The organism is Thiohalomonas denitrificans (assembly GCF_900102855.1).
Taxonomy (GTDB): Bacteria; Pseudomonadota; Gammaproteobacteria; order Thiohalomonadales; family Thiohalomonadaceae; genus Thiohalomonas; species Thiohalomonas denitrificans.
Genome location: NZ_FMWD01000001.1, coordinates 122,160 through 145,925, shown reverse-complemented (window position 1 = coordinate 145,925; position 23,766 = coordinate 122,160). Strand labels below are relative to the sequence as shown.

The 23,766-nt window shown below is 61.6% G+C and carries 23 protein-coding genes; 14 read left to right on the top strand and 9 right to left on the bottom strand.

The window, feature by feature from the left end:
* Positions 1-38 precede the first annotated feature (38 nt).
* Complete coding sequence (gene gluQRS, locus BLP65_RS00615) at positions 39-932, bottom strand: tRNA glutamyl-Q(34) synthetase GluQRS (protein WP_092991570.1); 894 nt, start codon at positions 930-932, stop codon at positions 39-41.
* A 214-nt stretch (positions 933-1,146) separates the two neighbouring features.
* The gene (gene dksA, locus BLP65_RS00610; RefSeq protein WP_245688209.1) at positions 1,147-1,590 is read right to left on the bottom strand and encodes an RNA polymerase-binding protein DksA; all 444 of its coding nucleotides are present in this window, start codon (positions 1,588-1,590) and stop codon (positions 1,147-1,149) included.
* A gap of 286 nt (positions 1,591-1,876) precedes the next feature.
* On the opposite strand from dksA, the gene BLP65_RS00605 reads away from it, so the two are divergent.
* Positions 1,877-2,638 (top strand): HAD family hydrolase, encoded by a 762-nt coding sequence (locus BLP65_RS00605; protein ID WP_092991568.1) that lies wholly within the window; start codon positions 1,877-1,879, stop codon positions 2,636-2,638.
* Positions 2,628-3,809 (top strand): pyridoxal phosphate-dependent aminotransferase, encoded by a 1,182-nt coding sequence (locus BLP65_RS00600; RefSeq protein ID WP_092991566.1) that lies wholly within the window; start codon positions 2,628-2,630, stop codon positions 3,807-3,809. Before BLP65_RS00605 ends, BLP65_RS00600 begins: the two co-directional genes overlap by 11 nt.
* A 196-nt stretch (positions 3,810-4,005) precedes the next feature.
* Here BLP65_RS00600 and cysZ read toward each other — a convergent pair whose 3' ends face one another.
* Positions 4,006-4,767 carry a sulfate transporter CysZ gene (gene cysZ, locus BLP65_RS00595; protein ID WP_092991564.1) on the bottom strand — a complete coding sequence of 254 codons (762 nt, stop codon included), beginning with the start codon at positions 4,765-4,767 and terminating at the stop codon, positions 4,006-4,008.
* A gap of 212 nt (positions 4,768-4,979) precedes the next feature.
* Between cysZ and BLP65_RS00590 the strand changes: the two genes are divergently transcribed.
* Entirely contained in the window at positions 4,980-6,179 is a 1,200-nt protein-coding gene (locus tag BLP65_RS00590) for a pyridoxal phosphate-dependent aminotransferase (RefSeq protein ID WP_092991562.1), read from the top strand.
* Positions 6,180-6,329: 150 nt separating this feature from the next.
* Here BLP65_RS00590 and BLP65_RS00585 read toward each other — a convergent pair whose 3' ends face one another.
* Together BLP65_RS00585 and queF are read right to left on the bottom strand one after the other, a co-directional pair.
* Entirely contained in the window at positions 6,330-7,616 is a 1,287-nt protein-coding gene (locus BLP65_RS00585; RefSeq protein WP_092992279.1) for an FGGY-family carbohydrate kinase, read from the bottom strand.
* A 45-nt stretch (positions 7,617-7,661) separates the two neighbouring features.
* Positions 7,662-8,051, bottom strand: coding sequence for a preQ(1) synthase (gene queF, locus BLP65_RS00580; protein WP_092991560.1), 390 nt, complete (start codon positions 8,049-8,051; stop codon positions 7,662-7,664).
* A 180-nt stretch (positions 8,052-8,231) separates the two neighbouring features.
* Between queF and smc the strand changes: the two genes are divergently transcribed.
* From smc to ligA, 3 genes are all read left to right on the top strand, one after another.
* Positions 8,232-11,741, top strand: a complete 3,510-nt coding sequence (smc, locus tag BLP65_RS00575; RefSeq protein WP_092991558.1) for a chromosome segregation protein SMC — start codon at positions 8,232-8,234, stop codon at positions 11,739-11,741.
* 13 nt (positions 11,742-11,754) lie between these two features.
* Positions 11,755-12,447, top strand: a complete 693-nt coding sequence (locus BLP65_RS00570) for a cell division protein ZipA (RefSeq protein WP_175452388.1) — start codon at positions 11,755-11,757, stop codon at positions 12,445-12,447.
* Positions 12,448-12,588: 141 nt separating this feature from the next.
* Complete coding sequence (gene ligA, locus BLP65_RS00565; protein ID WP_092991554.1) at positions 12,589-14,610, top strand: NAD-dependent DNA ligase LigA; 2,022 nt, start codon at positions 12,589-12,591, stop codon at positions 14,608-14,610.
* Between the two features lie 77 nt (positions 14,611-14,687).
* Here ligA and BLP65_RS00560 read toward each other — a convergent pair whose 3' ends face one another.
* The 4 genes from BLP65_RS00560 to BLP65_RS00545 are packed head-to-tail and all read right to left on the bottom strand — an operon-like array spanning position 14,688 to position 16,611.
* Complete coding sequence (locus tag BLP65_RS00560; RefSeq protein ID WP_092991552.1) at positions 14,688-15,485, bottom strand: peptidylprolyl isomerase; 798 nt, start codon at positions 15,483-15,485, stop codon at positions 14,688-14,690.
* Positions 15,486-15,497: 12 nt separating this feature from the next.
* On the bottom strand, positions 15,498-15,770 hold the full coding sequence (locus tag BLP65_RS00555) for a BolA family protein (RefSeq protein ID WP_092991550.1): 273 nt from the start codon (positions 15,768-15,770) through the stop codon (positions 15,498-15,500).
* Positions 15,767-16,066, bottom strand: coding sequence for a YciI family protein (locus BLP65_RS00550; RefSeq protein ID WP_092991548.1), 300 nt, complete (start codon positions 16,064-16,066; stop codon positions 15,767-15,769). Before BLP65_RS00550 ends, BLP65_RS00555 begins: the two co-directional genes overlap by 4 nt.
* Positions 16,066-16,611 (bottom strand): septation protein A, encoded by a 546-nt coding sequence (locus BLP65_RS00545; RefSeq protein WP_092991546.1) that lies wholly within the window; start codon positions 16,609-16,611, stop codon positions 16,066-16,068. Before BLP65_RS00545 ends, BLP65_RS00550 begins: the two co-directional genes overlap by 1 nt.
* A gap of 121 nt (positions 16,612-16,732) precedes the next feature.
* Between BLP65_RS00545 and BLP65_RS00540 the strand changes: the two genes are divergently transcribed.
* The 8 genes from BLP65_RS00540 to BLP65_RS00505 all read left to right on the top strand — a co-directional run bounded on the left by BLP65_RS00540 (position 16,733) and on the right by BLP65_RS00505 (position 23,736).
* The gene (locus BLP65_RS00540) at positions 16,733-17,584 is read left to right on the top strand and encodes a PHP domain-containing protein (protein WP_092991544.1); all 852 of its coding nucleotides are present in this window, start codon (positions 16,733-16,735) and stop codon (positions 17,582-17,584) included.
* A gap of 146 nt (positions 17,585-17,730) precedes the next feature.
* A complete protein-coding gene (locus tag BLP65_RS00535; protein WP_092991542.1) occupies positions 17,731-18,354 on the top strand; it encodes an L-threonylcarbamoyladenylate synthase in 624 nt (207 codons plus the stop codon).
* A gap of 166 nt (positions 18,355-18,520) precedes the next feature.
* Positions 18,521-19,204, top strand: a complete 684-nt coding sequence (locus tag BLP65_RS00530) for a site-2 protease family protein (protein ID WP_092991540.1) — start codon at positions 18,521-18,523, stop codon at positions 19,202-19,204.
* A gap of 18 nt (positions 19,205-19,222) precedes the next feature.
* On the top strand, positions 19,223-20,440 hold the full coding sequence (locus BLP65_RS00525) for a tryptophan--tRNA ligase (RefSeq protein ID WP_175452387.1): 1,218 nt from the start codon (positions 19,223-19,225) through the stop codon (positions 20,438-20,440).
* Positions 20,441-20,445: 5 nt separating this feature from the next.
* Positions 20,446-21,294 (top strand): segregation and condensation protein A, encoded by an 849-nt coding sequence (locus BLP65_RS00520; RefSeq protein ID WP_175452386.1) that lies wholly within the window; start codon positions 20,446-20,448, stop codon positions 21,292-21,294.
* An 11-nt stretch (positions 21,295-21,305) separates the two neighbouring features.
* Positions 21,306-21,947: an SMC-Scp complex subunit ScpB gene (scpB, locus tag BLP65_RS00515; protein ID WP_092991538.1), complete on the top strand. Its 642-nt coding sequence runs from the start codon at positions 21,306-21,308 to the stop codon at positions 21,945-21,947.
* Between the two features lie 105 nt (positions 21,948-22,052).
* Positions 22,053-22,877: a 23S rRNA pseudouridine(2605) synthase RluB gene (gene rluB / locus BLP65_RS00510; protein ID WP_092991536.1), complete on the top strand. Its 825-nt coding sequence runs from the start codon at positions 22,053-22,055 to the stop codon at positions 22,875-22,877.
* A 205-nt stretch (positions 22,878-23,082) separates the two neighbouring features.
* The gene (locus tag BLP65_RS00505; protein ID WP_092992274.1) at positions 23,083-23,736 is read left to right on the top strand and encodes an endonuclease III domain-containing protein; all 654 of its coding nucleotides are present in this window, start codon (positions 23,083-23,085) and stop codon (positions 23,734-23,736) included.
* The last annotated feature ends 30 nt before the right edge of the window (positions 23,737-23,766 follow it).

Below are 23,766 nucleotides of genomic sequence, written 5' to 3'. Positions count from 1 at the left end.
GTAACACCCGATGATTCTACCGCGTAAACGGCTCCCGCTCAGGGGCTGGTCCGCGCCTTGACGGCAGGAATGTGATTCGGTTCCCACTGTTCGATGGCCCAGTGCCAGAACTCCTCCAGACTGACGCGCAATAGTTCAGCGGGTGGATGCTGACCCAAAAAGCTCAATGCCCGCACCAGGGCGGGCAGCGGTGTGGCAGGATCGAGCGGGCCCGCAAAGGTCTGCTTGCTGAGTTTCTCTCCTGCTGCATTGACCACCACTGGCAGGTGCAGGTAGCGGGGCGTCGGCACACCGAGCATTTGCTGCAGATAGATCTGGCGCGGCGTCGAATCGAGCAGGTCGCTGCCGCGTACCACCTCGGTGACTCCCTGCTCGGCATCGTCCACCACGACGGCGAGTTGGTAGGCAAACAGCCCGTCCGCGCGCCGGACGACGAAGTCACCCACGTCCCGTTCGAGCTCCTGTGAAAACACGCCCTGGAGCCGATCTTCGAAGCGGATGTGTTGTCCGGCCACGTTGACTCGTATCGTTCGGGCCCGCCGGCCGGCCGGGGCAGCGGTTCGACAACTACCGGGATAGACGCCGGGTGTGCCCCCGCTGGCGGCGATGGCAGCGGCCACTTCCTTGCGGGAACAGACGCACCCGTAGGCGACTCCCAGCCGTTCCAGCTCTCTCAGGGCGGCCCGGTAAGCCTCGTCACGTCGGCTTTGGTAGACCACTTCGCCGTCCCAGTACAGCCCGAAGGCCTCGAGCGAGCGCAGGATGGCATCCGCGGCGCCAGGGACTTCCCGCGGCCGGTCGACGTCCTCCATCCGTACCAGCCACAGCCCGTCTTGACTGCGCGCCTGCAGAAAACTGCCAACGGCGGCCACGAGCGACCCGAAGTGCAGTGGTCCGCTAGGCGAGGGGGCAAAACGGCCTATGTGATTCATAATCCCTCTCTCAGCGTCTGCGATTCAGACCCCTCTTGAACCTCAAACCACGGGGAACACGGGGCGCACGGGGAGAAAAAGATCGGACAACCTGTTTTACCCCCTACCCCCCGTGGTTACCGGTTCTTCATTGATTTGGGCTGCGCAGCGGGGGTATGGCTCTCAACGAAAAAAAGAGCACGAGGCCCCCTTTCCGCATACCGGCTCGGACACCTCAGCCGCGCTGCTTTTCCCGGATTTCATCCAGGGTCTTGCAATCGATGCACAAGGTCGCCGTAGGGCGGGCTTCCAGTCGACGAATGCCGATTTCGATGCCACATGACTCGCAGTAGCCGTACTCGCCTTCGTCCAGATTATCCAGCGACTCGGTGATCTTCTTGATCAACTTGCGCTCCCGGTCGCGGGTGCGCAATTCCATCGTAAATTCAGATTCCTGCGTGGCGCGATCGTTCGGATCAGGAAAATTGGCTGCCTCATCCTTCATGTGGTGCACCGTGCGGTCCACCTCTTCCATGAGTTCCTTGCGCCATCCGGTGAGGATATGGCGAAAATGCTCGCGCATCTTTTCGCTCATATACTCTTCCCCTTTCTTGGGTTCATAGGGCGTAAATTTGCCGAAACCCTCGGCGGCGCTTTTCTGAGGAGCCGTATTTTCCACACTGGCAGCGCTCTTCACAGCCGGTTTTTTGGCCGATGTATTGGAAGAAACGCTTGCGTTTTCAGTGGTTTCGGTGGCCACCTCGGCCGCCGTTTTCTTTGCTGGCATATGCGTTTATCTCCTGCCTGTATGCCCCAGCCAATCAAGGCCGTACAAAATCAGCCGGCATCTATACCAGAACTGTCGGATTCGCGCAATATTGGCGCAGGGTGCGCGTCCTGCAGGGCTCCGGTAACCTATGTCGTTTTCAACATTTTCAACACGGCGATAGTAATACGACACTGCAATGGCAAAACTTGACGCACTTCTATTTGATGTGGACGGAACGCTGGCGGATACGGAACGGGATGGCCACCGGGTGGCCTTCAACCGCGCGTTCGCTGATGCCGGCCTGGACTGGCACTGGTCCGAGGAGCTCTACGGCAAACTCCTGGCGGTTACCGGCGGGAAGGAGCGGATCGGTCGTTATCTGGAACAGTACAACACCTCGTTCGAAGCTCCAGGGGACCTGAAGGCCTTTATCGCCGGTTTGCACAAGGCGAAAACGGCTCACTTCACGCGGATGCTTTCCGAAGGACGCATACCGTTACGACCCGGTGTACGGCGTCTGATCAGCGAAGCCCGGGCCGCAGGCCTGAAGCTGGCGGTGGCCACCACCACCACGCCTGAGAACGTCACTGCGCTGCTGGAAAACGCCCTGGAACCGGGTGCGACAGAGTGGTTCGACGTCATCGCCGCGGGTGATGTGGTGCCGAAGAAGAAACCGGCGCCGGACATCTATCTCCATGCCATGGAGAGACTCGGTCTTGCCCCCGAGCAGTGCATCGCCTTCGAAGACTCCCATAACGGCGTCATTTCTTCGTCCTCGGCCGGGTTGAAGACCATTGTGGCGGTCAACGGCTACACCCGTGATGAGGCCTTCGATGCCGCTGTCGTGGTGCTGGATCATTGGGGCGAGCCCGATTCGCCCTTTGAGGTGATGGCGGGGGAGGTGGGCGAAGCCACCTTCCTGGATCTTGCTTTGGTTCGCCGGCTCCATGAGTCCTGAGAGGCCCACGCACACCGCCCGCCGCATGGCGGATATCGAGCCCTTTCATGTGATGGAACTGCTCGGGCGGGCACGGGAGCTGGAGGCCGCAGGGCACGATATCGTGCATATGGAGATCGGCGAGCCCGACTTCGGCACGCCGGAACCGATCATCGAGCGAGCCCGGCAGGCCCTTACCGATGGTCATACCCACTACACTCCGGCGCTTGGCCTGCCCGCGCTGCGGGAGGCTATCGCCGGCCATTATCGGGATCGCTACGGGGTGGAGATCGACCCCGGACGGGTCGTGATCACTCCCGGAGCCTCCGGTGCCCTGCTATTGGCGCTGGGGGTACTGCTCGACCGTGATGATGAGTTGCTGCTCGCCGATCCCGGGTATCCCTGCAACCGGCACTTTGCGCGGTTCGTGGAGGGCCAGGCCCGGGGGGTGCCGGTGGATGCCACCACACGCTATCAGCTCGATGCAGAACGGCTCAGCGCCCACTGGAATGAGCGCTGCGTTGCGGCGCTGGTGGCATCGCCATCAAACCCGACCGGTACGCTGCTCGAACGTTCCGAACTGGCAGCACTCGCCGAATCGGTGCGGGTGCGGAGTGGCCGATTGATCGTGGACGAGATCTATCACGGCCTTACCTACGGGATTGAGGCGGAGACCGTTCTGGCCGTGGACCACGGCGCCTTCGTGGTGAACAGCTTTTCGAAATACTTTTGCATGACCGGTTGGCGCCTGGGGTGGCTGGTTGCCCCCGAGGAGTATCAGCGTGAGGTCGAGAAGCTGATGCAGAACCTCTTCATTGCCGCCCCGACGCTTGCCCAGCATGCGGCCCTGGCGGCATTTGAACCGGAGACCCGGAAAATACTGGAAAGCCGTCGGGCAGAATTCGAGCGTCGTCGCGACTTCCTGCTCCCCGCACTGCGGGAGCTGGGTTTCGAGATCCCTGTCGAGCCCCGCGGTGCCTTCTACCTGTACGCGGACTGCAGCCGTTTCGGCGACTCAAAGCAGCTGGCCTCCGACCTGCTGGAAAAGGCGGGCGTGGCAGTAACGCCGGGCCTCGACTTCGGTAACTACCGGCCCGAACAGCACCTCCGCTTCGCCTACACCACCTCGATGGAGCGGCTGGAAGAGGGCGTACGGCGCATCGCCGGATTTCTGCGTGTTGATAACCACTGAGGCCACAGAGACCTTCCTGTTATTGGAGGAACTCCAGCGACAAAGTAATCTCTGCTCCCAGCCTGAACGATTCCCCCCTTGAATTTTGAACCACGGGGAACACGGGGCGCACGGGGAGAAAAAAACCCGAGAACTTGTTTTACCCCGTGGTCCCCGTGCACCCCGTGGTGAACCGTGTTTGCTGACCTTTGTGTTCTCAGTGGTGTTGAATCTTTTGCCTTTCCTGCACCCACATGACTGTGGCGCCGGCCACCGCGGCCGGCATCACCAGGAAGTTGACAATGGGGATCATGGTCGTCACCAGCACCACGCCGCCGAATCCGAGTGCCATCGGGCGATGGGCACCCAGCCGCTGGCGCTGTTCACGTGCCTTGAGCCCGTGATTTCCCAGCGGGTAGTCACTGTATTCGACCGCCAGCATCCAGGCACTGAAGGCCATCCAGGCAAATGGTGCAATCAGGTTGATGCCCGGGATGAGGAACAGCAACAGCATCGGAACCGCCCACTTGGCGAAGTACAGCAGCTTGCCGAGCTCATCGATCACCGCCCCCGGGGCCGCTTTTAAAGCCGCCGTCAGGCCACCTCCCGAATTCGCGGGTCGACCGGTCAGATGGCGTTCGACCGCTTCGGCGAGAAAACCGTTGAAGGGGGCCGCAATCAGGTTGGCGATGATCGAGAAGCTGAAGAAGATCAGCACCAGGGCTGCGATGCCGAAAACCGCCCACAGCAGCCAGGAGAGCCAGGCGAGCCAGGCGAGCCAGGCGAGCCATTCGGGCAGCTGGGGCAGGAGGTAGTCGATCAGTGCCCCGAACTGATCGAGCGCAACCCAGAGCAAGAGACTGAACACCGCCACATTGATCGCCAACGGAATGGCCACGAATCGCTTCAGGCCGGGTTCGGTCAGCAGTCGGACGCCCCGAAAAAACGACGAGGCCCCGATGAAAGGCTTTTGAATCATTGCCGGTAGTCTCCTGAATGGGCAGGAAGACCCTACGTCAGCCCGTTACGGCCATCAAGTGAAACGTCCCATGGACAGCTTCGGTAACGGTTCGATATGGTGCGACTCCGGGTCCGGGCGAACGCGTAGTCCCTTTTTCGTACCGAGAGCGCAGAGTACGCGGTTGCTTTGGCTGTGTGAGATTCCAGGAACAGTAGCGGAAGAGGGGTGGTATGGTTCGACTCAGTCGGCGCGCAGAAAACGTCTTGCAGTCCGAAATCCGCGCGATGACCTACGAGTGTGCGCGGGTGGAGGGCATCAATATGGCGCAGGGAGTGTGCGACCTGGCGATCCCCTCTTCGGTGATCGAAGGCGCCAAGGCCGCCATGGATGCCGGCCGCAACATCTACACGCCGGCGGAGGGCTTCGTTGAGCTGCGCGATGCGATTGCGGCAGCAACGCAAGCTCGGTATGGCCTGAGCGTGGACCCGGATGCAGAGATCATGATCAGTTCGGGAGCGACCGGCGCGTTCCATTCCACAGCCCATGCGCTGCTCGATCCGGGCGATGAGGTGATCCTGTTCGAGCCCTACTACGGCTACCACGCCGCATCCCTGAAAGCCATGGGATGCCGGGTTCGTTACGTGCGGCTCGAACCGCCCGGCTGGCGTGTGAACTGGGAGGCACTGGGGCGCACCATCAACTCCCGTACCCGGGCCGTGGTACTCAGCAACCCCTCCAATCCGACCGGAAAGGTGTTTCGCCGCGATGAGCTGGAGCGGCTGGCCCGGTTTGCGCGGCAACACGACCTGGTCGTGTTCTCGGACGAGATCTACGAGCACTTTGTCTATGACGGTCTCACCCATATTCCTCCGGCCTCCATTGATGCGCTTCGGGAGCGCACGGTGACCATTTCCGGTTTCTCCAAGATCTTCAGTATTACCGGTTGGCGCCTGGGCTATGCCATTGCCCCACCCGAAGTGATCCAGGCAGCGACACAGTACAACGACCTGGTTTATGTCTGCCCACCGGCCCCGTTACAGCTCGGCGCCGCCCGGGGAGTCCTGGAACTCGGGGTGGAGTTCTACCGGGAAGTGGCGCGGGAGCACCGGGTAAAACGGGATCGTTTCTGCGCAGCGCTCCGGCAGGCGGGACTGACGCCCCACCGCCCGGAGGGGGCCTACTACGTAATGGCGGACATTTCCGGCGTGCCGGGTGCCGACGATCGGGAGCGGGCCTTGTGGATCCTCGAAAGAACCGGGGTGGCGTGTGTTCCGGGTCGGGCCTTCTATCATGACGATGCGGGCCGCAATCTGGCCCGTTTCTGTTTCGCCAAGAAGAGCGAGGTACTGGAGGAGGCCTGCGATCGCATCGCCCGCCTTGCCCTTCCCGCCAGGAGCGTGTCCGAGAAAGCAATGGACTCCAAAATGTAGGTTGGCGCTGAGGAACGAAGCCCAACCAAATCAGCGTTGGGGTTCGCACAACTCACCCCAACCTACAAAAAACGATGTTCTCCGACAGGCTCCAGGCAAACCGAACCGGGTTGACTGACCTCCGGTCGGCGGTGCCAAACGCCTGGGATGTCAGGCCTGTGCGAGCAATCGGCGGGCGAGCAGGGCGGTGCCGTAGGCCGCTTCCGAATGGATGGGTTTGACCATGGGAACGCCTGTCAGTCGGCCCCGAATCTTTTCCCAAACCGGATTGGAGGCGCCGCCGCCGACACTGAAAATGCGTTCGGGGTAAGGGGCGCCGAGTTGCTGCAGTTTCTGATAGGCGGCGGCCTCGATGGCGGCGATTCCTTCCAGTAGCCCCTGAAGGAACAGGGCATCGTTGGCGGGCCGCGGTGCGAGACGAGGGGCGAAATCGGGATCATTGACCGGGAAACGCTCTCCCGGCTGCAGCAGCGGGTAGTAATCGAGCCCGGAGGTATGTTCCGGATCGATGCGCTCGCTGAGTTCGGCCATTCGGGATGGTGTGAAAAAGTGTTTGAGGACCGCCCCGCCAGAATTGGAACCGCCGCCCACCAGCCATTGATCCCCCAGCGGCTGACTGTAGACACCATATTCGGGGGCGAAGATGGGCCGGTCGGCGATCACCTTGGTGACCAGGGTGGAACCGAGAGAGCTGATGCCGTCCCCGAGCCGCTTGGCACCGGTGGCGAAGATGGCGGCGGTACTGTCCGTGGTTCCCGCCATGACCCAGGTCGCTTCAGGCAGGTGCCAGTGAGTCGCCAGGCTCCCTTTCAGGCGGCCCAGAGGTGCTCCCGGTGCGACCACTTCGGGTAGTTGCTGTTCGGAGATACCCAGGGCCTGAAGCCATTTCGGCCAGCGGTCCCGGACGGGATCCCAACCGAGTTTGAGGACGTTGTTCTCATCCGAGACGCCCGGAGTGCCGGTCAGCCGGGCTGCGATCCAGTCACCCTGGGTCGCCACCCGAGTCGCCTTTTCCCCGGTGTGGGCTACAAGCCAGAGGAGCTTGGCCAGCCCCGACCCGGTACCGTGGGCGGCGGACTCCGCCGGTGCCGTGTGAGCGATTCGGTTGGCCTCCTCGACGGCACGATTATCGTTGTACATCAGGGCGGCGCCGCAGGGACGGCCTTCGGGGTCGGTGAGCAGTACCGTACCGGAGGTGCCGTCCACCGCTATGGCCCTGACGGCCTCTGAAGAGATGGTTTTCAACAGGGCATGTACTACCTCGTCGACGGCTTGCCACCAGCACATCGGGTCCTGCTCGACTGCCGCCCCCCGGCGGAGCGGTTCCGGCAGATCGACCCGCGCCTCGCCGGCAACCGTACCCCGTTGATCGATAGCGACCGCCCGGCAGCCTGAGGTGCCGAGATCGATACCAATGTAGTAGTTCGGATCAACCACGGAGAACACCGAGTGAGATCACTGTCTCTGTGTTCTCTGTGGTTTTCAGGGCAGCGTGACCGGTTGCGGCGGTTGCCAGCCTTCCTTGCGGTGTTCGGCGGTGATGCTGGTGTAAATGCCGCCGCGGACATTGAAACGACCGGTCACGCGCATGAAACGGGGTTGGCAGGCCGCGATGAAGTCCGCGAGCATGTCGTTGGTCACCTTCTCGTGAAAGGCACCCTCTTCGCGGAAGGACCAGATATACAGCTTCAGCGCCTTGAGCTCGAGGCAGCGCTCGTCCGGGACATAATCGATATAGATGGTGGCGAAATCCGGCTGGCCGGTCTTGGGGCAGAGACAGGTGAACTCCGGGATCTCGATGCGGATGGTATAATCCATTGCTGGTGCAGGGTTATCGAAGGTTTCCAGGGTCTTGCTGGGCTGGGTAGGCATGTTCCGTCTTTCATGGTAGCTTTATCGACCCCGAATTCTAGCGGAAAACGGCGGGCACACGAAGGGCACGAGGGAACCGGAGCATTAAAACGGCCCAGCGAAGGTCGCTATCCCGGCTGCCCTGCCCCTCAGCACCTGCTCTCCTTTCTTTCTGATCGTTTTTTGGTGGTTTGACCGCATATGCGCCTTAGCAAGATCAAACTGGCCGGTTTCAAGTCGTTCGTGGACCCGACAAGTATTTCATTGCCGGCCAATCTGACCGGTGTGGTGGGTCCCAACGGCTGCGGCAAATCCAACATTATCGATGCCGTGCGCTGGGTGATGGGGGAGAGTTCGGCCAAGCACCTGCGCGGCGACTCCATGACCGATGTGATCTTCAACGGATCGAGTTCGCGCAAGCCGGTCGGTCAGGCCTCCATCGAGCTGGTGTTTGACAACTCCGACGGCAGCGTCGGGGGGCAATATGCCAGCTTCAACGAGATTTCCATCCGGCGTGTAGTCACCCGTGACGCGCAATCCTCCTACTATCTGAACGGCTCTCGCTGCCGCCGACGCGACATCACCGACATCTTTCTGGGTACCGGCCTGGGACCCCGCAGTTATGCCATCATCGAGCAGGGCACCATTTCGCGCCTGATTGAGGCCAAGCCCGACGAGATGCGCAACTTCCTGGAAGAGGCGGCCGGCATCTCCAAGTACAAGGAGCGGCGCCGGGAGACGGAAAATCGCATTCGCCACACCCGCGACAATCTCGAGCGCCTCAATGACCTGCGTGATGAGCTAGGCAAGCAGTTGGCCCACCTGCAGCGCCAGGCGCGCACCGCTGAACGGTACAAGGAGTACAAAGCCGAAGAGCGCCAGCTCAAGGGGCAGCTGCAGGCCCTGCGATGGAAGAAGCTGAACCAGGAAGTGGAGCACCGGGAAGGCGATATCCGTGAGCAGGAGACGGGGCTGGAGGCGCAGGTGGCGCGCCAGCGAAGTGCCGAGGCGGAGATCGAGCGCAAGCGTGATGAGCATGTCGAGGCCACTGAAGGCTTCAACAGGATCCAGAGTGAATTCTATGGCGTGGGTGCCGACATCGCCCGCCTTGAACAGTCCATCCAGCATGCCCGGGAGCGCCACCAGCAGTTGGAGCGCGATCTGGGACAGGTGGAGCGCGCCTGGAACGAGGCACAGGTTCATCAGGAGATGGACCGTAACAAGATCGAGGAACTGACCCGGGGGCTCGACCAACAGGGGCCGGCTCACCGGGAGCTGCAGGCCGCTGCGGAACTCTCATCGGCGGCCCTCCTGGAGGCCGAAGAGGCGATGCAACGCTGGCAGGCCGAGTGGGAGGAGTTCAATCGAAAGGCCGCCGAACCCTCCCAGACCGCACAGGTCGAACGTGCTCGCATCCAGCAGCTTGAGCAGCAGGTTACCCAATTGGGGCAGCGCCTGGGACGCATCGACGAGGAGCAGGCCAATCTCTCCACCGAGCGCCTGGCGGAAGAGATTGCCATGGCCAGGGAGCAGATTGCCGAACAGGAGATGGGCCTGGCGGCCATTCAGGAGCGCCGCTCCGCCTGCCTGGACCAGATCGCCCGGGTCCGCGAGCAGAACAGCGAAGATGGCAAGCGCCTCGACGAGACCCGCTCCCGGCTCCAGGCCGGCCGGGGCCGGCATGCCTCCCTGGAGGCACTGCAGCAGGCGGCACTTGGCAAGGGCAAGGGCGCCGTAACCGATTGGCTGGATGCCCGGGGAATGCAGGATGCGCCGCGCCTCGCCGAAGGGCTGTCGGTAGACGAAGGATGGGAGAGGGCGCTTGAATGCGTGCTCGGTGCCAACCTGGAGGCGGTGTGCGTGGAGGGTCTGGACCCGGTGGTGGGGGCGCTCGGAAGTCTCGAACATGGCGCACTGACACTGTTCGATACTCGAGCTACGGTAGCGGCCGGCGATGCGGCCAAAGGCACTCCGTTGGCTGCCAGGGTGAGTGGTGAGCGTGCCCTCGATGGCCTGCTGGGGGGCGTTTACAGTGTTGATACGCTCGATGCGGCCCTTGAACTGCGGAGCCGGCTGGCCGGTCACGAATCGGTGATTACCCGCGATGGCATCTGGATTGGTTCCAATTGGTTGAGGGTGGTGCGCGAGTCCGATGAGCACGCCGGCGTCCTGCATCGCGAACAGGAACTCAAGGATCTTGAAAAAGACATCGAGACGCTGGAGGGTGAGGCAGAAGAGCTGACGCGGCGGACCGAAGAGGGTCGGGGCCGCCAACGGGAGCTGGAAGAGGAGCGGGAGCAGCTCCAGGGGGAGCTGAATGAAGCCAACCGGATCGTGAGTGAGTTGCAGTCACAACTCTCCGGGAAGCAGGCGCGCCTGGAACAGATTGAGCAGCGCCGCGATCGGCTCCAGGCCGAGACCGAAGAGCTGAAGCGCCATCAGAGTGAGGCCGAACAGGGGATACAGAGTGCCCATTATACGCTCCATCGTGCCCTTGAAGAGATGGAGGAGTTGGCGCAACGCCGTGAGGAGTTGACCCGGCTTCGCGATGAGTTGCGCGAGACCCTGGAACAGAACCGCGAACAGGCTCGCACGGATCGTGAGGCCGCCCAGGAGACGGCCATCCGAATCCAGACCATGCGTACCGAGCTGGAGACCACCCGCCATGCCCTGGAGCGAGCCGAACAGCAGCTCACCCAACTGGCCGAACGGCGCGAAGAGCTGAACATGGCGCGTGCCGAAGGCGGCAGTCCGATCGAGGGCATGAGTGAGGAGCTGGAGCAGCAGCTTGCCCGCCGCATGGAGGTGGAGGCGCGTCTCAAGGAGGCTCGCCTCAGGGTGGAAGATATCGACCACGTGTTGCGCGAGAGAGAGGGCGAACGTATCCAGGCGGAGCGGGTGGTGCAGGAGATCCGCGCGAAGCTGGAACAGAAACGCATGGGCTGGCAGGAGCTGAAGGTTCGCCGTCAGACGCTCGAGGAGCAGGTGACCGAGAGCGGGCTGGAGCTGAATGAACTGATGGAGTCACTGGCGGATCACGCGGAGATTACAGCCTGGGAGAAGCAGGTGGATGATATCGCCCAGCGCATTGCCCGATTGGGCCCCATCAACCTGGCGGCCATTGATGAATTCGAACAGCAGTCGGAGCGGCGCGATTATCTCGACGCACAGCACGCCGATCTGACCGAGGCGCTGGAGACACTCGAGAATGCGATCAAAAAGATCGATCGCGAGACCCGCACCCGTTTCAAAGAGACCTTTGAACGGGTCAACAAGGGCCTCCAGGAAAAGTTTCCCCGCCTGTTCGGCGGCGGTCACGCCTACCTGGAGCTGATGGGTGATGATCTGCTGGACACCGGCGTCGCCGTGATGGCGCGCCCGCCCGGCAAGCGCAACAGCAGTATCCATCTGCTCTCGGGGGGCGAAAAGGCCCTTACTGCGGTGGCGCTGGTATTTGCCATCTTCGAGCTGAATCCCTCGCCGTTCTGCATGCTCGACGAGGTGGACGCCCCTCTGGATGAGGCGAACGTGGGCCGTTTCTGCAGCCTCGTCAAGGAGATGAGCGAGCGGGTGCAGTTTATCTTCATCACACACAACAAAGTGACCATGGAGCTGTCGAGTCATCTCGCCGGCGTTACCATGCATGAGCCCGGCGTCTCCCGAATGGTGGCCGTGGACGTGGATAAAGCCATCGAGCTGGCCGCCGTCTGAAGCGAATCTTTTCATGGATACCCTGAGACTTATCCTCATCATTGTCGGACTGGCACTCATTGCCGGCATCTATTTCAGGGAGACTCGCCTGCAGAGCCGTCATCGCGAGGAGTCCGAAAGCGCCGATGACCCGTTCGACATGGAGGGCTTTTCGGCCGCCGACCAGCCCTACCCCGAGCCCGATGACGGGGTGGGGTTCAGCGCCCGCAGCGATGATCCCGCGGTCGAGGAGATATGGGAGAGCAGTGGTGCCGATGAGGCGCCGGAGGAGGTGGTGGTGGTGCTTTCGCTCATGGCGTCGGACACCCCCTTCGAGGGGCCGGATATTTTGGCGACGGCGAAGGCAACCGGGCTTTCCATCGGGCAGATGGGCATCTTTCACTTCTGCGCCGACACGGAAGAGGTGGATGACCAACCCTGGTTCGGCATGGCCAATGCCCTGGAACCGGGCACTTTCGACCTGGAGCAACCATCCTACCTGGAGACCCCGGGGCTCATCTTTTTCCTGCAGCTGCCCGGACCGGTGGATGGCGTCACGGCGTTCCAGCGGATGTTGGAAACGGCCCGAATATTCAACAGTGAACTCGGAGGCCAGCTCTGCAACGAGCGCCGAAAGCCCCTGGATGTGGCGCAGCTGGCGAAGTTGCAGGAGCGGGTCCGGGGCTTCGATGCCGTCTCCCTTGCCGTCGAGGAGGACGGCAAGTAGTAGCAACCGGAGAGCGCAGAGACATTGAATGCCTCGGAAATCGACAAATGCGCTGCATCAGACCCAACTACCATTCTTTGTGTTCTCTGTGGTTACTTGCAAGTACTTCGGCTAGCCGTCCGGTAAGGAGCGAGTTCGAGAATGAGTGAAGCGGTTCCGGAAGAGGTGCCACGACGCGTTGCGGAATTGCGCCGGCAGCTTGAGTACCACAACTACCGCTACTACGTGCTCGACAACCCGGAGATTCCGGATGCCGAATACGATCGGCTGTTCCGGGAGCTTCAGCGCCTGGAGGGACAGCACCCCGAACTGGTCATCCCGGATTCGCCCACCCAACGGGTGGGGGCCAAACCCGCCAGGGAACTTGGCGAGGTTCAGCACCTTCTCCCCATGCTTTCGCTGGCCAATGCCTTCAGTGACGAGGAATTGGCAGATTTCGACCGCCGGGTGCGTGAACGCCTGAACGCCGGAACAGTGACCTTTACTGCCGAGCCCAAGCTCGACGGCCTGGCGATCAGCCTTCTCTATGAAGAGGGCCGACTGGTGCGCGCTGCCACCCGGGGCAATGGCACAACCGGTGAGGATGTCACCCGGAACGTGCGCACCATTGCCGCCGTTCCCCTGCGTCTGCTGGGACAAGGCTGGCCCGGGCGGCTGGAAGTCCGCGGCGAGGTCTACATGCCCAAGTCGGCCTTTGCAGCCCTCAATCGTCGCCAGGCGGAACGGGAGGGCAAGACCTTCGCCAATCCGCGGAATGCCGCCGCCGGCAGCCTGCGGCAGCTCGATCCCCGCATCACTGCGGAACGGTCGCTGAACCTGTTCTGCTATGGAACAGGCTATAGCGACGGCGGTGGACTGCCGGCCACCCACAGCGCGATCATGGAGCGACTCAAGGAATGGGGGCTGCGCGTCTGTCCCGAACTGAAGGTCGTTGAGGGGCTGGAGGAGTGTCTTGAATACTACCGCAGCATCGGAAAGCGTCGCGATTCCCTGCCTTACGAGATCGACGGCGTGGTCTACAAGGTGGACCGCCTCGACTGGCAGCGCGAGCTGGGCTTCGTCGCCCGCGCACCGCGCTGGGCCATTGCCCACAAGTTCCCGGCCCAGGAGGAGATGACCGTCGTCAGGGACGTGGAGTGGCAGGTGGGCCGCACCGGTGCCCTGACGCCTGTGGCCCGACTCGAACCGGTGCAGGTGGCGGGGGTGACGGTGAGCAATGCCACCCTTCACAACGTGGACGAGATTGAGCGCAAGGACGTGCGCATCGGCGATACGGTGGTGGTGCGCCGTGCCGGTGATGTCATCCCCGAGGTGGTTTCGGTGGTGGAGAGCCGGAGGCCCGAAGGTGCCGAGCCTCCAAGGCTACCCGGCCATTGTCCGGTCTGTGGCTCCGACGTGGTGCGCCCGGCCGGTGAGGCGGTCGCCCGCTGCAGCGGAGGGCTGGTCTGTGCCGCCCAGCGCAAGGAGCGCATCAAGCACTTCGCCTCCCGCCGGGCCATGGATATCGACGGGATGGGCGACAAGATCATCGAACAGCTGGTGGAGCGGGAGCTGATCCACGACCCGGCCGATCTCTATACCCTTTCCAGAGAGCAGCTGCTGGGTCTGGAGCGAATGGGCGCCAAATCCGCCGACAACCTGCTGGCGTCACTGGAAAATAGCAAGCAAACCACTTTGGCCCGCTTTCTTTATGCGCTCGGTATTCGGGAAGTCGGGGAGGCCACCGCACAGGCGCTGGCCGCCCATTTCGGTGATCTGAAACCCATTGAAGAGGCCGGTGAGGAGCGGCTCCTCGAGGTTCCCGATGTGGGCCCGGTGGTCGCCGGCCACATCCACAGCTTCTTTCGGCAGGCACACAACCGCGAGGTCATCGACAAGCTCCTCCGCTTTGGTGTGCGCTGGGAGAAGAGCGCAGTGGTGCCGGTTGGTGAGCGGCCGCTGGAGGGAAAGACCTTTGTGCTGACGGGAACGCTACCTTCCTTGACCCGGGAGGAGGCCAAAGAGCGTCTGCAGGCGCAGGGCGCCAAGGTCACCGGAAGTGTCTCCAGGAACAGCGACTATGTGGTCGCCGGCGAGAATGCCGGCTCGAAACTCGAAAAGGCGGAGCAGCTCGGGATCGAGGTCCTCGACGAGCAAGCAATGCTCAAGCTGCTAAAAGGCTAGATTCCAGCCACAGAGGACACAGAGAAAAGACAGGTTTGATCCCTGTGTCCTCTGTGCCCTCTGTGGTTATACCGCTGTTACTCCTTGATTTCGATCTCGGCGTTCTCGGTGAGACTCTCCAGGTATTCGGCCACACGTCTTTGCTGCAGGGCCTGTTCAATCTGCGGCTTCACTTCCTCGAAGCTCGGCGGCTGCTGGGAACGGGTATCCTGTAGCTCGATGACGTGCCAGCCGAAGCGGCTCTGTACCGGATCTTTGGTGTATTCGCCCTTGTCCAGGTTCTGAAGCGCCTCGGAGAAAGCCGGCACCGTCTGTTGCGGGTTGACCCAGCCCAGGTCGCCGCCCTGTTCACCGGACGGATCGGTCGAGAACTCCTCGGCCAAGGCAGCGAACTCGGCGCCGCTCTCCAGTTTTTCGACCACCTCTTCAGCCGTGTCCTGCTCCTCGACCAGGATATGCCGCGCTTTGTACTCGGTGCCGTCGATTTGCGAGATCTGCTCGTCATAGAAGCTCTTCATCTCCTTTTCAGTCACCGGGTTCCCCTCGAGGGCCTCCTGAACCGCGGCATTCAACAGGACGTTGCGGCGCGCCTCTTCCAGTGCGGCCTGGACCTCGGGATCTTCGTCGAGGTCCTTGGCAAGGGCGTCCTGGTGTATCAGCTCACGGGATATCAGTTCGTTGATCACCTGCATTTGATCCTGCGCCTGCGCGGCACCCATACCCTGCTGCTGTTGGTACTGCTCGATGTCCTCGCGATAAATGGGTTCGCCGTTTACCGTCGCGACCTCTTCGGCCGCCTGGATGCAGGACAGAGGCAGGGCCACCAGCAACAGCGAGGCACCGGCACGGCGTAGAAAACGGAAAGGTCTGCTCATGAAACGTGCTCCTTATTGGTTTTTGCTCTCTTCCGGGGTTTCAGCCTTGATGGACAAGGCATGGATCTCGGAGTGCATCAGATCATCAAGGGCAGCATAGACGAGACGGTGCCGCTCGATCAGGCTTTTACCGGCAAACACGGGTGAAACCACGCGCACGGTAAAGTGGCCTGCGCCTCCGGCACTGGCATGGCCGGCATGTTTGTGACTGTCGTCGATGATCTCCAGCTGTTCTGGCTCGAGAGTGCTGTTGAGCACGGAGCGAATGGCTTCGACACGATTCATGGCAACACCTTCCGGAAGGGTTTGACGAGCACCCGGTCGTAAACGCCGGCTGCAAGGTAAGGATCCGCGTCCGCCCAGCGGCGCGCCGTCTCCAGTGATTCGAATTCCGCGACGACCAGGCTGCCGGAAAATCCGGCCGGACCGGGGTCCTCGGCATCGATGACCGGGTGGGGGCCTGCGAGCAGTAGTCGTCCTTCGTCCTGCAGGGCTTTCAGTCGCTCAAGGTGTGCCGGACGCGCCTGAAGGCGCTTTTCGAGGCTGTTCTCCACATCTTCGGCGATGATCGCGTAGAGCATCAGCTTTCCCCTTCCGTTTGCGGTTTCATATGGCGAACCAGGAAGAAGGCCTGTCCGATCACGAAGGCAATGGTTAGCCCCATCAGCCCGAACAGTTTGAAATTTACCCAGAAATCGGTGTCGAAGTTGTAAACGACATAGAGATTGAGAAATCCCGAACCGATAAAGAACAGCGCCCAGGCGCTATTGAGTCGCTGCCAAATGACGTCGGGGAGCTCGAGGGCCGCACCCATCATGCGCTGGACCAGCGGCTTGCGACCGATGAAGCGGCTGGCAAAAAAGGCCAACCCGAACAGCCAGTTGACCACGGTCGGCTTCCACTGGATGAAGGTCTCGTTCTGCAGCCAGAGCGTTGCACCCCCAAGGACCCCGATGAGCCCGAGGGTGATCAGGTGCATGTTCTCGAATCGGCGGTGGCGCATCCAGAAGAGGGCCACCTGAATAAAAGAGGCCCCGATAGCCACTGCCGTTGCGGCATAGATGCCGTAAATCTTGTAGGCGATGAAGAACAGCAGAATAGGGAAAAAATCGAAAAGAAGTTTCATGAAATTGAATTGAGTTGGACGATCTGGCCTGACAGCGACTATTCGACTATTAACAAGTAGCACATTACAGCACGCCGTGCGGCGTGAAGCCAAGGCGTGGGATAGGGTAGAATAGAAAGTTATGTTTTATGACTTGCACAGCCACTCACTCGCTTCGGACGGGACCCTCGCACCCGGGGAGCTGGTTCGCAGGGCACGTGCCGCCGGGGTGGACGTTCTGGCGCTTACGGATCACGACGAGTTGGCCGGTATCGCCGAGGCCACGGAAGCCGCTACGGCGCTTGGACTAACCCTGGTTCCCGGTGTGGAGGTCTCGGCCACCTGGAATCGGATGACGATTCATATCGTGGGACTCCACGTCGACCCGAACAATTCCGCGCTACAGGCGGGACTCGGGCGCCTGCGGGAGTTTCGGGATTGGCGGGCCCGCGAAATCGGCCGGCGCCTCGCCAAAGCGGGGATTGAGGGCGCCTACGAGGCGGCTGCGGAGCGCGCCAAGGGCCGGATCGTCAGTCGTACCCACTTCGCCCAGTTCCTGGCGGCGGAGGGGCATGCCAGGAGCGTGCGCGATGTCTTCAAGCACTTCCTGAAACGTAACAGGCCGGGCCATGTCCCGGGAGAGTGGGCCACGTTTGAAGATGCGGTCGGTTGGATCCGTGCCGCCGGCGGTCAGGCCGTGATTGCCCATCCGGCCCGCTACGACATGACCATGACCCGTTTGCGCAAGCTGGTCGGAGAGTTCATGGAGGTGGGGGGCGTCGGTATCGAGGTGGTCTCGGGCAGTCACAGCCGCGACGACTGCTTCAAAATCGCCCAGCTCGCGCGCCACAACGGGCTGCTCGCATCGGCGGGCTCGGATTATCACGGACCGGAACATCCGTGGCTGGAGCTGGGGCGACTGGCGCCGCTGCCCGATGGCTGTAGCCCCATCTGGAGCAGCTGGGACACGGAGTTGAAGCGTGCCGCGGTGTGACGATTGACTACAGGTCGCGGAGGGATAACAGGTAAACGCATACTCGCTTCAAAGTGAGCGGTTGCCGTGGTGGCACGGTTGATTCGGTATTCCCTCAGTGTCCTCAGTGGTTCTCCTCTAGGTAAACAAAAACAACGACGGATTTCATGAGCCAATTCTTCCAGATTCATCCCGATAATCCCCAGCCGCGCCTGGTCAAGCAGGCGGTGGACATGATTCGCAGCGGGGCCGTGATCGTCTATCCGACCGACTCCGGCTACGCGCTGGGCTGCCATCTGGATGACAAAAAGGCTTTCGATCGGATTCGCAGTATTCGCCAGTTGAGTGAAAAACACCATTTCACGCTGGTCTGCCGCGACCTGTCGGAACTGGGTACTTATGCCAAGGTGGGCAATACGGCGTATCGGCTGCTCAAGTCGGTAACGCCCGGCCCTTATACCTTCGTGCTGCCCGCCACCCGCGAAGTGCCGCGTCGGCTGCAGCAGCCCAAGCGTAAAACCATCGGCCTGCGGGTGCCCGCCAACCCCATTGCGCGGGCCTTGCTTGGAGAGTTGGGCGAGCCGATGGTGAGTACCACCCTCATCCTGCCGGGCCAGGAGATACCGGAATCGGATCCCGAGGATATCCGTGATCGACTGGAGCATGCCGTCGACCTCATCATCGATGGCGGCTATGGTGGCCTGGAACCCACCACGGTGGTGGCCTTTGAGGACGATACGCCGGAGATTCTGCGCCACGGGCTTGGCGATCCCGCACCGTTTGAAATCTGAATCGGGCGACCGCTCTCACGCTTCTCGCTGGCAAGCAATGCAAGCCTCGCTGCGCTTGCGGTCGCGGACTAACGAAATCACACCTCCGCACTCTTTGCGGCTTTGCGGGTTATTCAAATCCAATCGGTCCTTCGGGTCCGAGTGAACCAGCAGGTATAATCCCCCAATGGATGAACTCAATGTCATGCAGCGCATCGCGGTCTGGGCGCTTCCGGTGATCTTTGCCATTACCGTGCATGAGACGGCCCATGGCTGGGTGGCCCTTCGCTTCGGCGACCCCACTGCGCGCATGCTGGGACGACTGACACTGAACCCGATCAAGCATATCGATCCCATCGGGACAATCCTTGTGCCGGGTATTCTGCTGATGTTGGGCGGGATCATTTTCGGTTGGGCCAAGCCGGTGCCCATTACCTATGAGAATCTGCGGAACCCGAAGCGTGATATGGCGCTGGTGGCGCTTGGGGGGCCGCTGTCGAACCTGATTATGGCGGCGTTCTGGGTGGCGATTGCCCAGCTCGGCGCCTGGTTGGGGGGGAACCCGGGGTTTTTCCTTATCTACATGGCGGTGGCAGGTATATTCATCAATATCATCCTGATGGTGCTCAATCTCCTGCCACTGCCGCCGCTGGACGGCGGGCGGGTGGCGGTCGGGCTGCTGCCCGGACCGGCATCCTGGCAGCTTAGTCGTATCGAGCCCTATGGATTTCCCATCTTGGTATTGCTGCTGGTTACTGGCATATTGGGACAGATACTGTGGCCGATGGTGACATGGTTTCTGTCGCTGCTGGGGGGGATGACCGGGTTAGCGCCCGAGGCCTTCCTGGCGGTTCTGTATTCACTGGTCTGATCACGAATTGGAGTCGTTTTGAATTCCCTGTCGTCGCAAAATCAACGCGTGTTGTCGGGTATGCGGCCTACCGGCCGCCTGCACCTCGGCCATTATCACGGCGTCCTGAAGAACTGGCTGAAGCTCCAGCATGAGTACGAGTGCTTCTTCTTCGTTGCCGACTGGCACGCACTGACCACCGAGTACGACAACACCGGCCCAATCGTCGAGAGCGCGATGGAGATGGTGATCGACTGGTTGGCGGCGGGTATCAATCCCGGTTCGGCGCGGCTGTTTATCCAGTCCCAGGTACCGGAACATGCCGAGCTGCACGTGCTGCTGTCGATGATGACGCCGCTGGGCTGGCTGGAGCGCGTGCCTACCTACAAGGACCAGCAGGAAAAACTTAGGGAAAAGGACCTCTCTACCTACGGTTTTCTGGGCTATCCGCTGCTGCAGAGCGCGGATATCCTGATCTACCGCGCAACCCAGGTCCCGGTCGGTGAAGACCAGGTGGCCCATGTGGAGTTGACCCGTGAGGTGGCGCGCCGCTTTAACCATCTGTATGGCCGCGAGCCGGATTTTGCCGACCGGGCCGAGCAGGCAGTGAAAAAGATGGGCAAGAAGAACGCCCGTCTCTATCACGACCTGCGCAAGCGCTATCAGGAACAGGGTGATCACGAGGCGCTGGCCACGGCACAGGCGCTGTTGGAGAATCAACAGAATATCACCCTGGGTGATCGGGAACGCCTGTTCGGTTACCTGGAAGGCGCCGGCAAGATTATCCTGCCCGAGCCCCAGGCGCTGCTCACCCCGGCTTCGAAGATGCCCGGCCTGGACGGACAGAAAATGTCCAAGTCCTATGGCAACACCATCGGCCTGCGGGAAGAGCCCAAGGAAGTCGAAAAGAAGCTGCGTACCATGCCGACCGATCCGGCCCGGGTGCGTCGTACCGACCCGGGTGATCCGGAAAAGTGTCCGGTATGGGATCTGCACAAGGTCTATTCCGGTGCAGAGACCCGCCAGTGGGTACAGGAGGGCTGCACTACCGCCGGTATCGGCTGTCTCGATTGCAAACAGCCTGTGATTGATGCCGTAACCTCGGAGTTAGCGCCCATCCGGGAGCGCGCCAAGGAATTCATCGATAACCCCTCGCTGGTTCGCAAGATCCTGGCAGAGGGGCGCGAACAGGCCCGTGATGAGGCCAAGCTCACTTTGGAAGAGGTTCGCCGCTCCATGGGACTGGATTATCGGTAACGGACATGAATGACGTTTGCGTTGAAGCCAGCGCCATGGAAGAGAAGGAGGTCGCCCGGCAGCCGCTGCAGGAGGAGATGCCCTTTGCCATCGTCCTGGGCTCACCTCTGACGGAGATGCCCAAGGACCTCTATATTCCCCCGCAGGCGCTGGAGGTCTTTCTGGAGGCGTTCGAAGGGCCGCTGGATCTGTTGCTTTATCTCATCAAGCGGCAGAATCTGGATGTTCTGGATGTGCCCATTGCGCAGATCACGACCCAGTACATGAAGTACGTGGAGTTGATGAAAGAACTTCAACTGGAGCTCGCCGCGGAGTACCTGGTCATGGCAGCCATGCTGGCGGAGATCAAATCGCGCATGCTGCTACCGCGTCCGGTGGCATCGGAAGAAGAGGATGACGACCCGCGTGCGGAACTGGTTCGGCGTCTCCAGGAGTATGAGCGTTTCAAGCAGGCGGCGGAAGAAATTGATGAACTCCCGCGCGTGGGAAGGGAGGTCTTCCCGGCGCACATCGAGGGTCCCGATCGGGCGGTGGAGAAGCCGAGGCCCGATCTCGATCTTCGGGAACTGCTGGCGGCGCTCTCGGAAGTGGTTCGCCGCGCCGAGATGTTTGCCCATCATCATGTCCAGCGTGAAACGCTGTCGGTGCGCGAACGCATGTCGCAGGTGCTGGAGACCCTCAGCGCCGAGCACTTTACCGAGTTCACAACGCTGTTTCCGCTCGAAGAGGGGCGCCGGGGCGTGGTGGTAACCTTTATGGCCGTGCTTGAGCTCGTCAAGCAGTCACTCATCGAATTGATTCAGACCGAAACCTTCGGACGTATTCACGTCAAGGCCATCGGCACCAGCGAGTAATCCGAATCATCATGGAAACCGAAGAGCTGAAGAAGATCGTCGAGTCGGCCCTGTTTGCGGCAGGTGAGCCGCTCAGTCTGGATCGGTTGCAGGGCCTGTTCGAGGAGGAGGAGCGGCCGGAAAAGGCTGTGCTCCGGGAGACCATCGAGGCCCTGCAGGCCGACTGCCAGGGTCGCGGCGTTGAGCTCAGAGAGGTGGCCAGCGGGTATCGCTTTCAGGGGCGGGCCGAGACCGCCCGCTGGGTCTCTCGCCTGTGGGAGGAAAAACCGGCCCGATATTCCCGGGCGCTTCTCGAGACCCTGGCGCTGGTCGTCTACCGACAGCCGATCACCCGGGCCGAAATCGAGGATATCCGCGGCGTCTCGGTGAGCACCAACATCATGCGAACCCTGCAGGAGCGTGAGTGGGTGCGGGTGGTCGGCCACCGGGATGTACCCGGGAAGCCGGCCATGTATGCCACCACACGGCAGTTCCTCGATTATTTCGACCTCAAGACGCTGGATGACCTCCCGCCGTTGGCTGAACTCAGGGATATCGACAAGCTCAATGCCGAGCTGGATCTGCGCCTCCCGGGCGAGGAGACCGGCGGGCGTGAGCCGGAGGAGGGCGTGTCGCTGCCGCCAGTGGATCTGGAACCGGTTGAGTACGTATGACAGACAGCGCCGGATGTGGCACCTACTTGTGCGGCTGACCACTGGTGGCCGTGAAACTTTTTTTCTCAGATCACTCCGTGATCGCTGTGGTTCAATTCCAATCCAATGAGCGAAAAGCTGCAAAAACTGTTGGCCCGGGCCGGTTTCGGCTCGCGCCGTGAACTCGAGGCGTGGATTACGGCCGGGCGGGTCTCCGTCAACGGCAGGGTGGCCACACTGGGCGATCGCGTGGAGGAAAGTGATCTCATCCGCGTTGATGGCCGGGTACTATCGCGCCATCGAAAGGCCGGTCCACGACGCCGGGTTCTGGTGTACAACAAGCCCGAGGGCGAACTCGTCACCCGGAGTGACCCGGAGGGCCGTCCCACCGTGTTCGAAAACTTGCCCCGTGCCGGAGGAGGGCGCTGGATACCGGTCGGGCGGCTGGACGTCAATACGTCGGGGCTGCTGCTGCTCACCAATGATGGAGAACTTGCCAATCGCCTGATGCATCCCTCCTCGGAAGTCGAGCGCGAGTACGCGGTGCGTATTTACGGCGAGCCCTCGCCCGAGGTGATCAAGCAGTTGACCGAGGGCGTTGAACTGGAGGACGGTTTTGCCCGTTTTGACTCGGTGGTGGATGCCGGCGGGGAGGGGACCAATCACTGGTTCCACGTCGTCATCCGCGAAGGACGCAATCGGGAAGTGCGCCGTCTCTGGGAATCTCAGGGGGGCGTAGTGAGCCGGCTGATCCGTGTACGCTACGGACCCGTCATTCTCAACCGGGCACTTCGCCAGGGGCGCTTTCAGGACCTGCCCCCACCGGCACTCAAGGCGCTGCTCGAGGCCGCGGGTCTGCCCGATGAGCCGGAAAAGGAGCGGCCGGCCAGCCGCAGGGCACGCCACAAGCCCCAGGGGAGAACGGCGCGCCCCGGCAAGCGGCGTCGGTAACGGGTACGACTAGCCGAATTGTTCGCCTCGCCCGGAACCCTGGTGAATGGTTTCGGTCCCGATAAGGTAACCACGGGTGGACGGTGCACACGGGGACCGGGACGGAACTGCACCGGGCCAGCAGGGGCGATCCGCGTCTTCGCGGCAGGCCGATCCGTTTACCCATTTCATCTTTCAGGCGATTCAGGCGATTCAGGCGGGCATCATGCCGTTTAAAACCATTCATGATCGGCTGTTTGCCGAGCACGGGCTGCAGCACTGGTGGCCCGCAGAGACGCCTTTCGAGGTCATGGTTGGTGCGATTCTGACGCAAAATACGGCGTGGTCCAACGTCGAAAAGGCGATTTGCAACCTCAAGACACAGGATGCCCTGAGCCCCGAGACAATGCTCGGGGTGCCGCAAACCGAATTGGCGGAATGGATTCGTCCGTCGGGCTATTTCAACGTGAAGGCGGAAAGGCTTCGCAATTACTGCCGCTGGTATCTGGAGGCGGGCGGCCTGGAAACCCTGGAGCGGCTGGAGACGGGGGAGCTACGGCAGCGGGTATTGTCTGTAAACGGGGTGGGTCCGGAGACGGCTGATGACATCGTTCTGTATGCGTTCGGTCGTCCGGTTTTTGTTATCGACACCTATACCCGGCGACTCTTTTCCCGGCTGGGAGTGATCCGGGGTGACGAGGGTTACGAGGAATTACGCGCCCTTGTGGAGGCGGGACTCGCTAACGAGCCCGATCGGGTCGGGTTGTTCAACCAATACCATGCATTGATTGTGGCCCACGCCAAAGAGTACTGTCGCAAAAAGGCCTGCTGCGCCGGCTGTTGCTTGCGATCGCAATGCCGCGGGTGCGATGGTGTTTGACCATCGATGGAAGAGTTCCGACAATCAGAT

Coding starts and splice junctions, on each gene's coding strand:
- gluQRS (WP_092991570.1), bottom strand. CDS start 932: ATGAATCACATAGGCCGTTTTGCCCCCTCGCCTAGCGGACCACTGCAC.
- BLP65_RS00605 (WP_092991568.1), top strand. CDS start 1,877: ATGGCAAAACTTGACGCACTTCTATTTGATGTGGACGGAACGCTGGCG.
- BLP65_RS00600 (WP_092991566.1), top strand. CDS start 2,628: ATGAGTCCTGAGAGGCCCACGCACACCGCCCGCCGCATGGCGGATATC.
- cysZ (WP_092991564.1), bottom strand. CDS start 4,767: ATGATTCAAAAGCCTTTCATCGGGGCCTCGTCGTTTTTTCGGGGCGTC.
- BLP65_RS00590 (WP_092991562.1), top strand. CDS start 4,980: ATGGTTCGACTCAGTCGGCGCGCAGAAAACGTCTTGCAGTCCGAAATC.
- queF (WP_092991560.1), bottom strand. CDS start 8,051: ATGCCTACCCAGCCCAGCAAGACCCTGGAAACCTTCGATAACCCTGCA.
- smc (WP_092991558.1), top strand. CDS start 8,232: ATGCGCCTTAGCAAGATCAAACTGGCCGGTTTCAAGTCGTTCGTGGAC.
- BLP65_RS00570 (WP_175452388.1), top strand. CDS start 11,755: ATGGATACCCTGAGACTTATCCTCATCATTGTCGGACTGGCACTCATT.
- ligA (WP_092991554.1), top strand. CDS start 12,589: ATGAGTGAAGCGGTTCCGGAAGAGGTGCCACGACGCGTTGCGGAATTG.
- BLP65_RS00560 (WP_092991552.1), bottom strand. CDS start 15,485: ATGAGCAGACCTTTCCGTTTTCTACGCCGTGCCGGTGCCTCGCTGTTG.
- BLP65_RS00555 (WP_092991550.1), bottom strand. CDS start 15,770: ATGAATCGTGTCGAAGCCATTCGCTCCGTGCTCAACAGCACTCTCGAG.
- BLP65_RS00550 (WP_092991548.1), bottom strand. CDS start 16,066: ATGCTCTACGCGATCATCGCCGAAGATGTGGAGAACAGCCTCGAAAAG.
- BLP65_RS00545 (WP_092991546.1), bottom strand. CDS start 16,611: ATGAAACTTCTTTTCGATTTTTTCCCTATTCTGCTGTTCTTCATCGCC.
- BLP65_RS00540 (WP_092991544.1), top strand. CDS start 16,733: ATGTTTTATGACTTGCACAGCCACTCACTCGCTTCGGACGGGACCCTC.
- BLP65_RS00535 (WP_092991542.1), top strand. CDS start 17,731: ATGAGCCAATTCTTCCAGATTCATCCCGATAATCCCCAGCCGCGCCTG.
- BLP65_RS00530 (WP_092991540.1), top strand. CDS start 18,521: ATGGATGAACTCAATGTCATGCAGCGCATCGCGGTCTGGGCGCTTCCG.
- BLP65_RS00520 (WP_175452386.1), top strand. CDS start 20,446: ATGAATGACGTTTGCGTTGAAGCCAGCGCCATGGAAGAGAAGGAGGTC.
- scpB (WP_092991538.1), top strand. CDS start 21,306: ATGGAAACCGAAGAGCTGAAGAAGATCGTCGAGTCGGCCCTGTTTGCG.
- rluB (WP_092991536.1), top strand. CDS start 22,053: ATGAGCGAAAAGCTGCAAAAACTGTTGGCCCGGGCCGGTTTCGGCTCG.
- BLP65_RS00505 (WP_092992274.1), top strand. CDS start 23,083: ATGCCGTTTAAAACCATTCATGATCGGCTGTTTGCCGAGCACGGGCTG.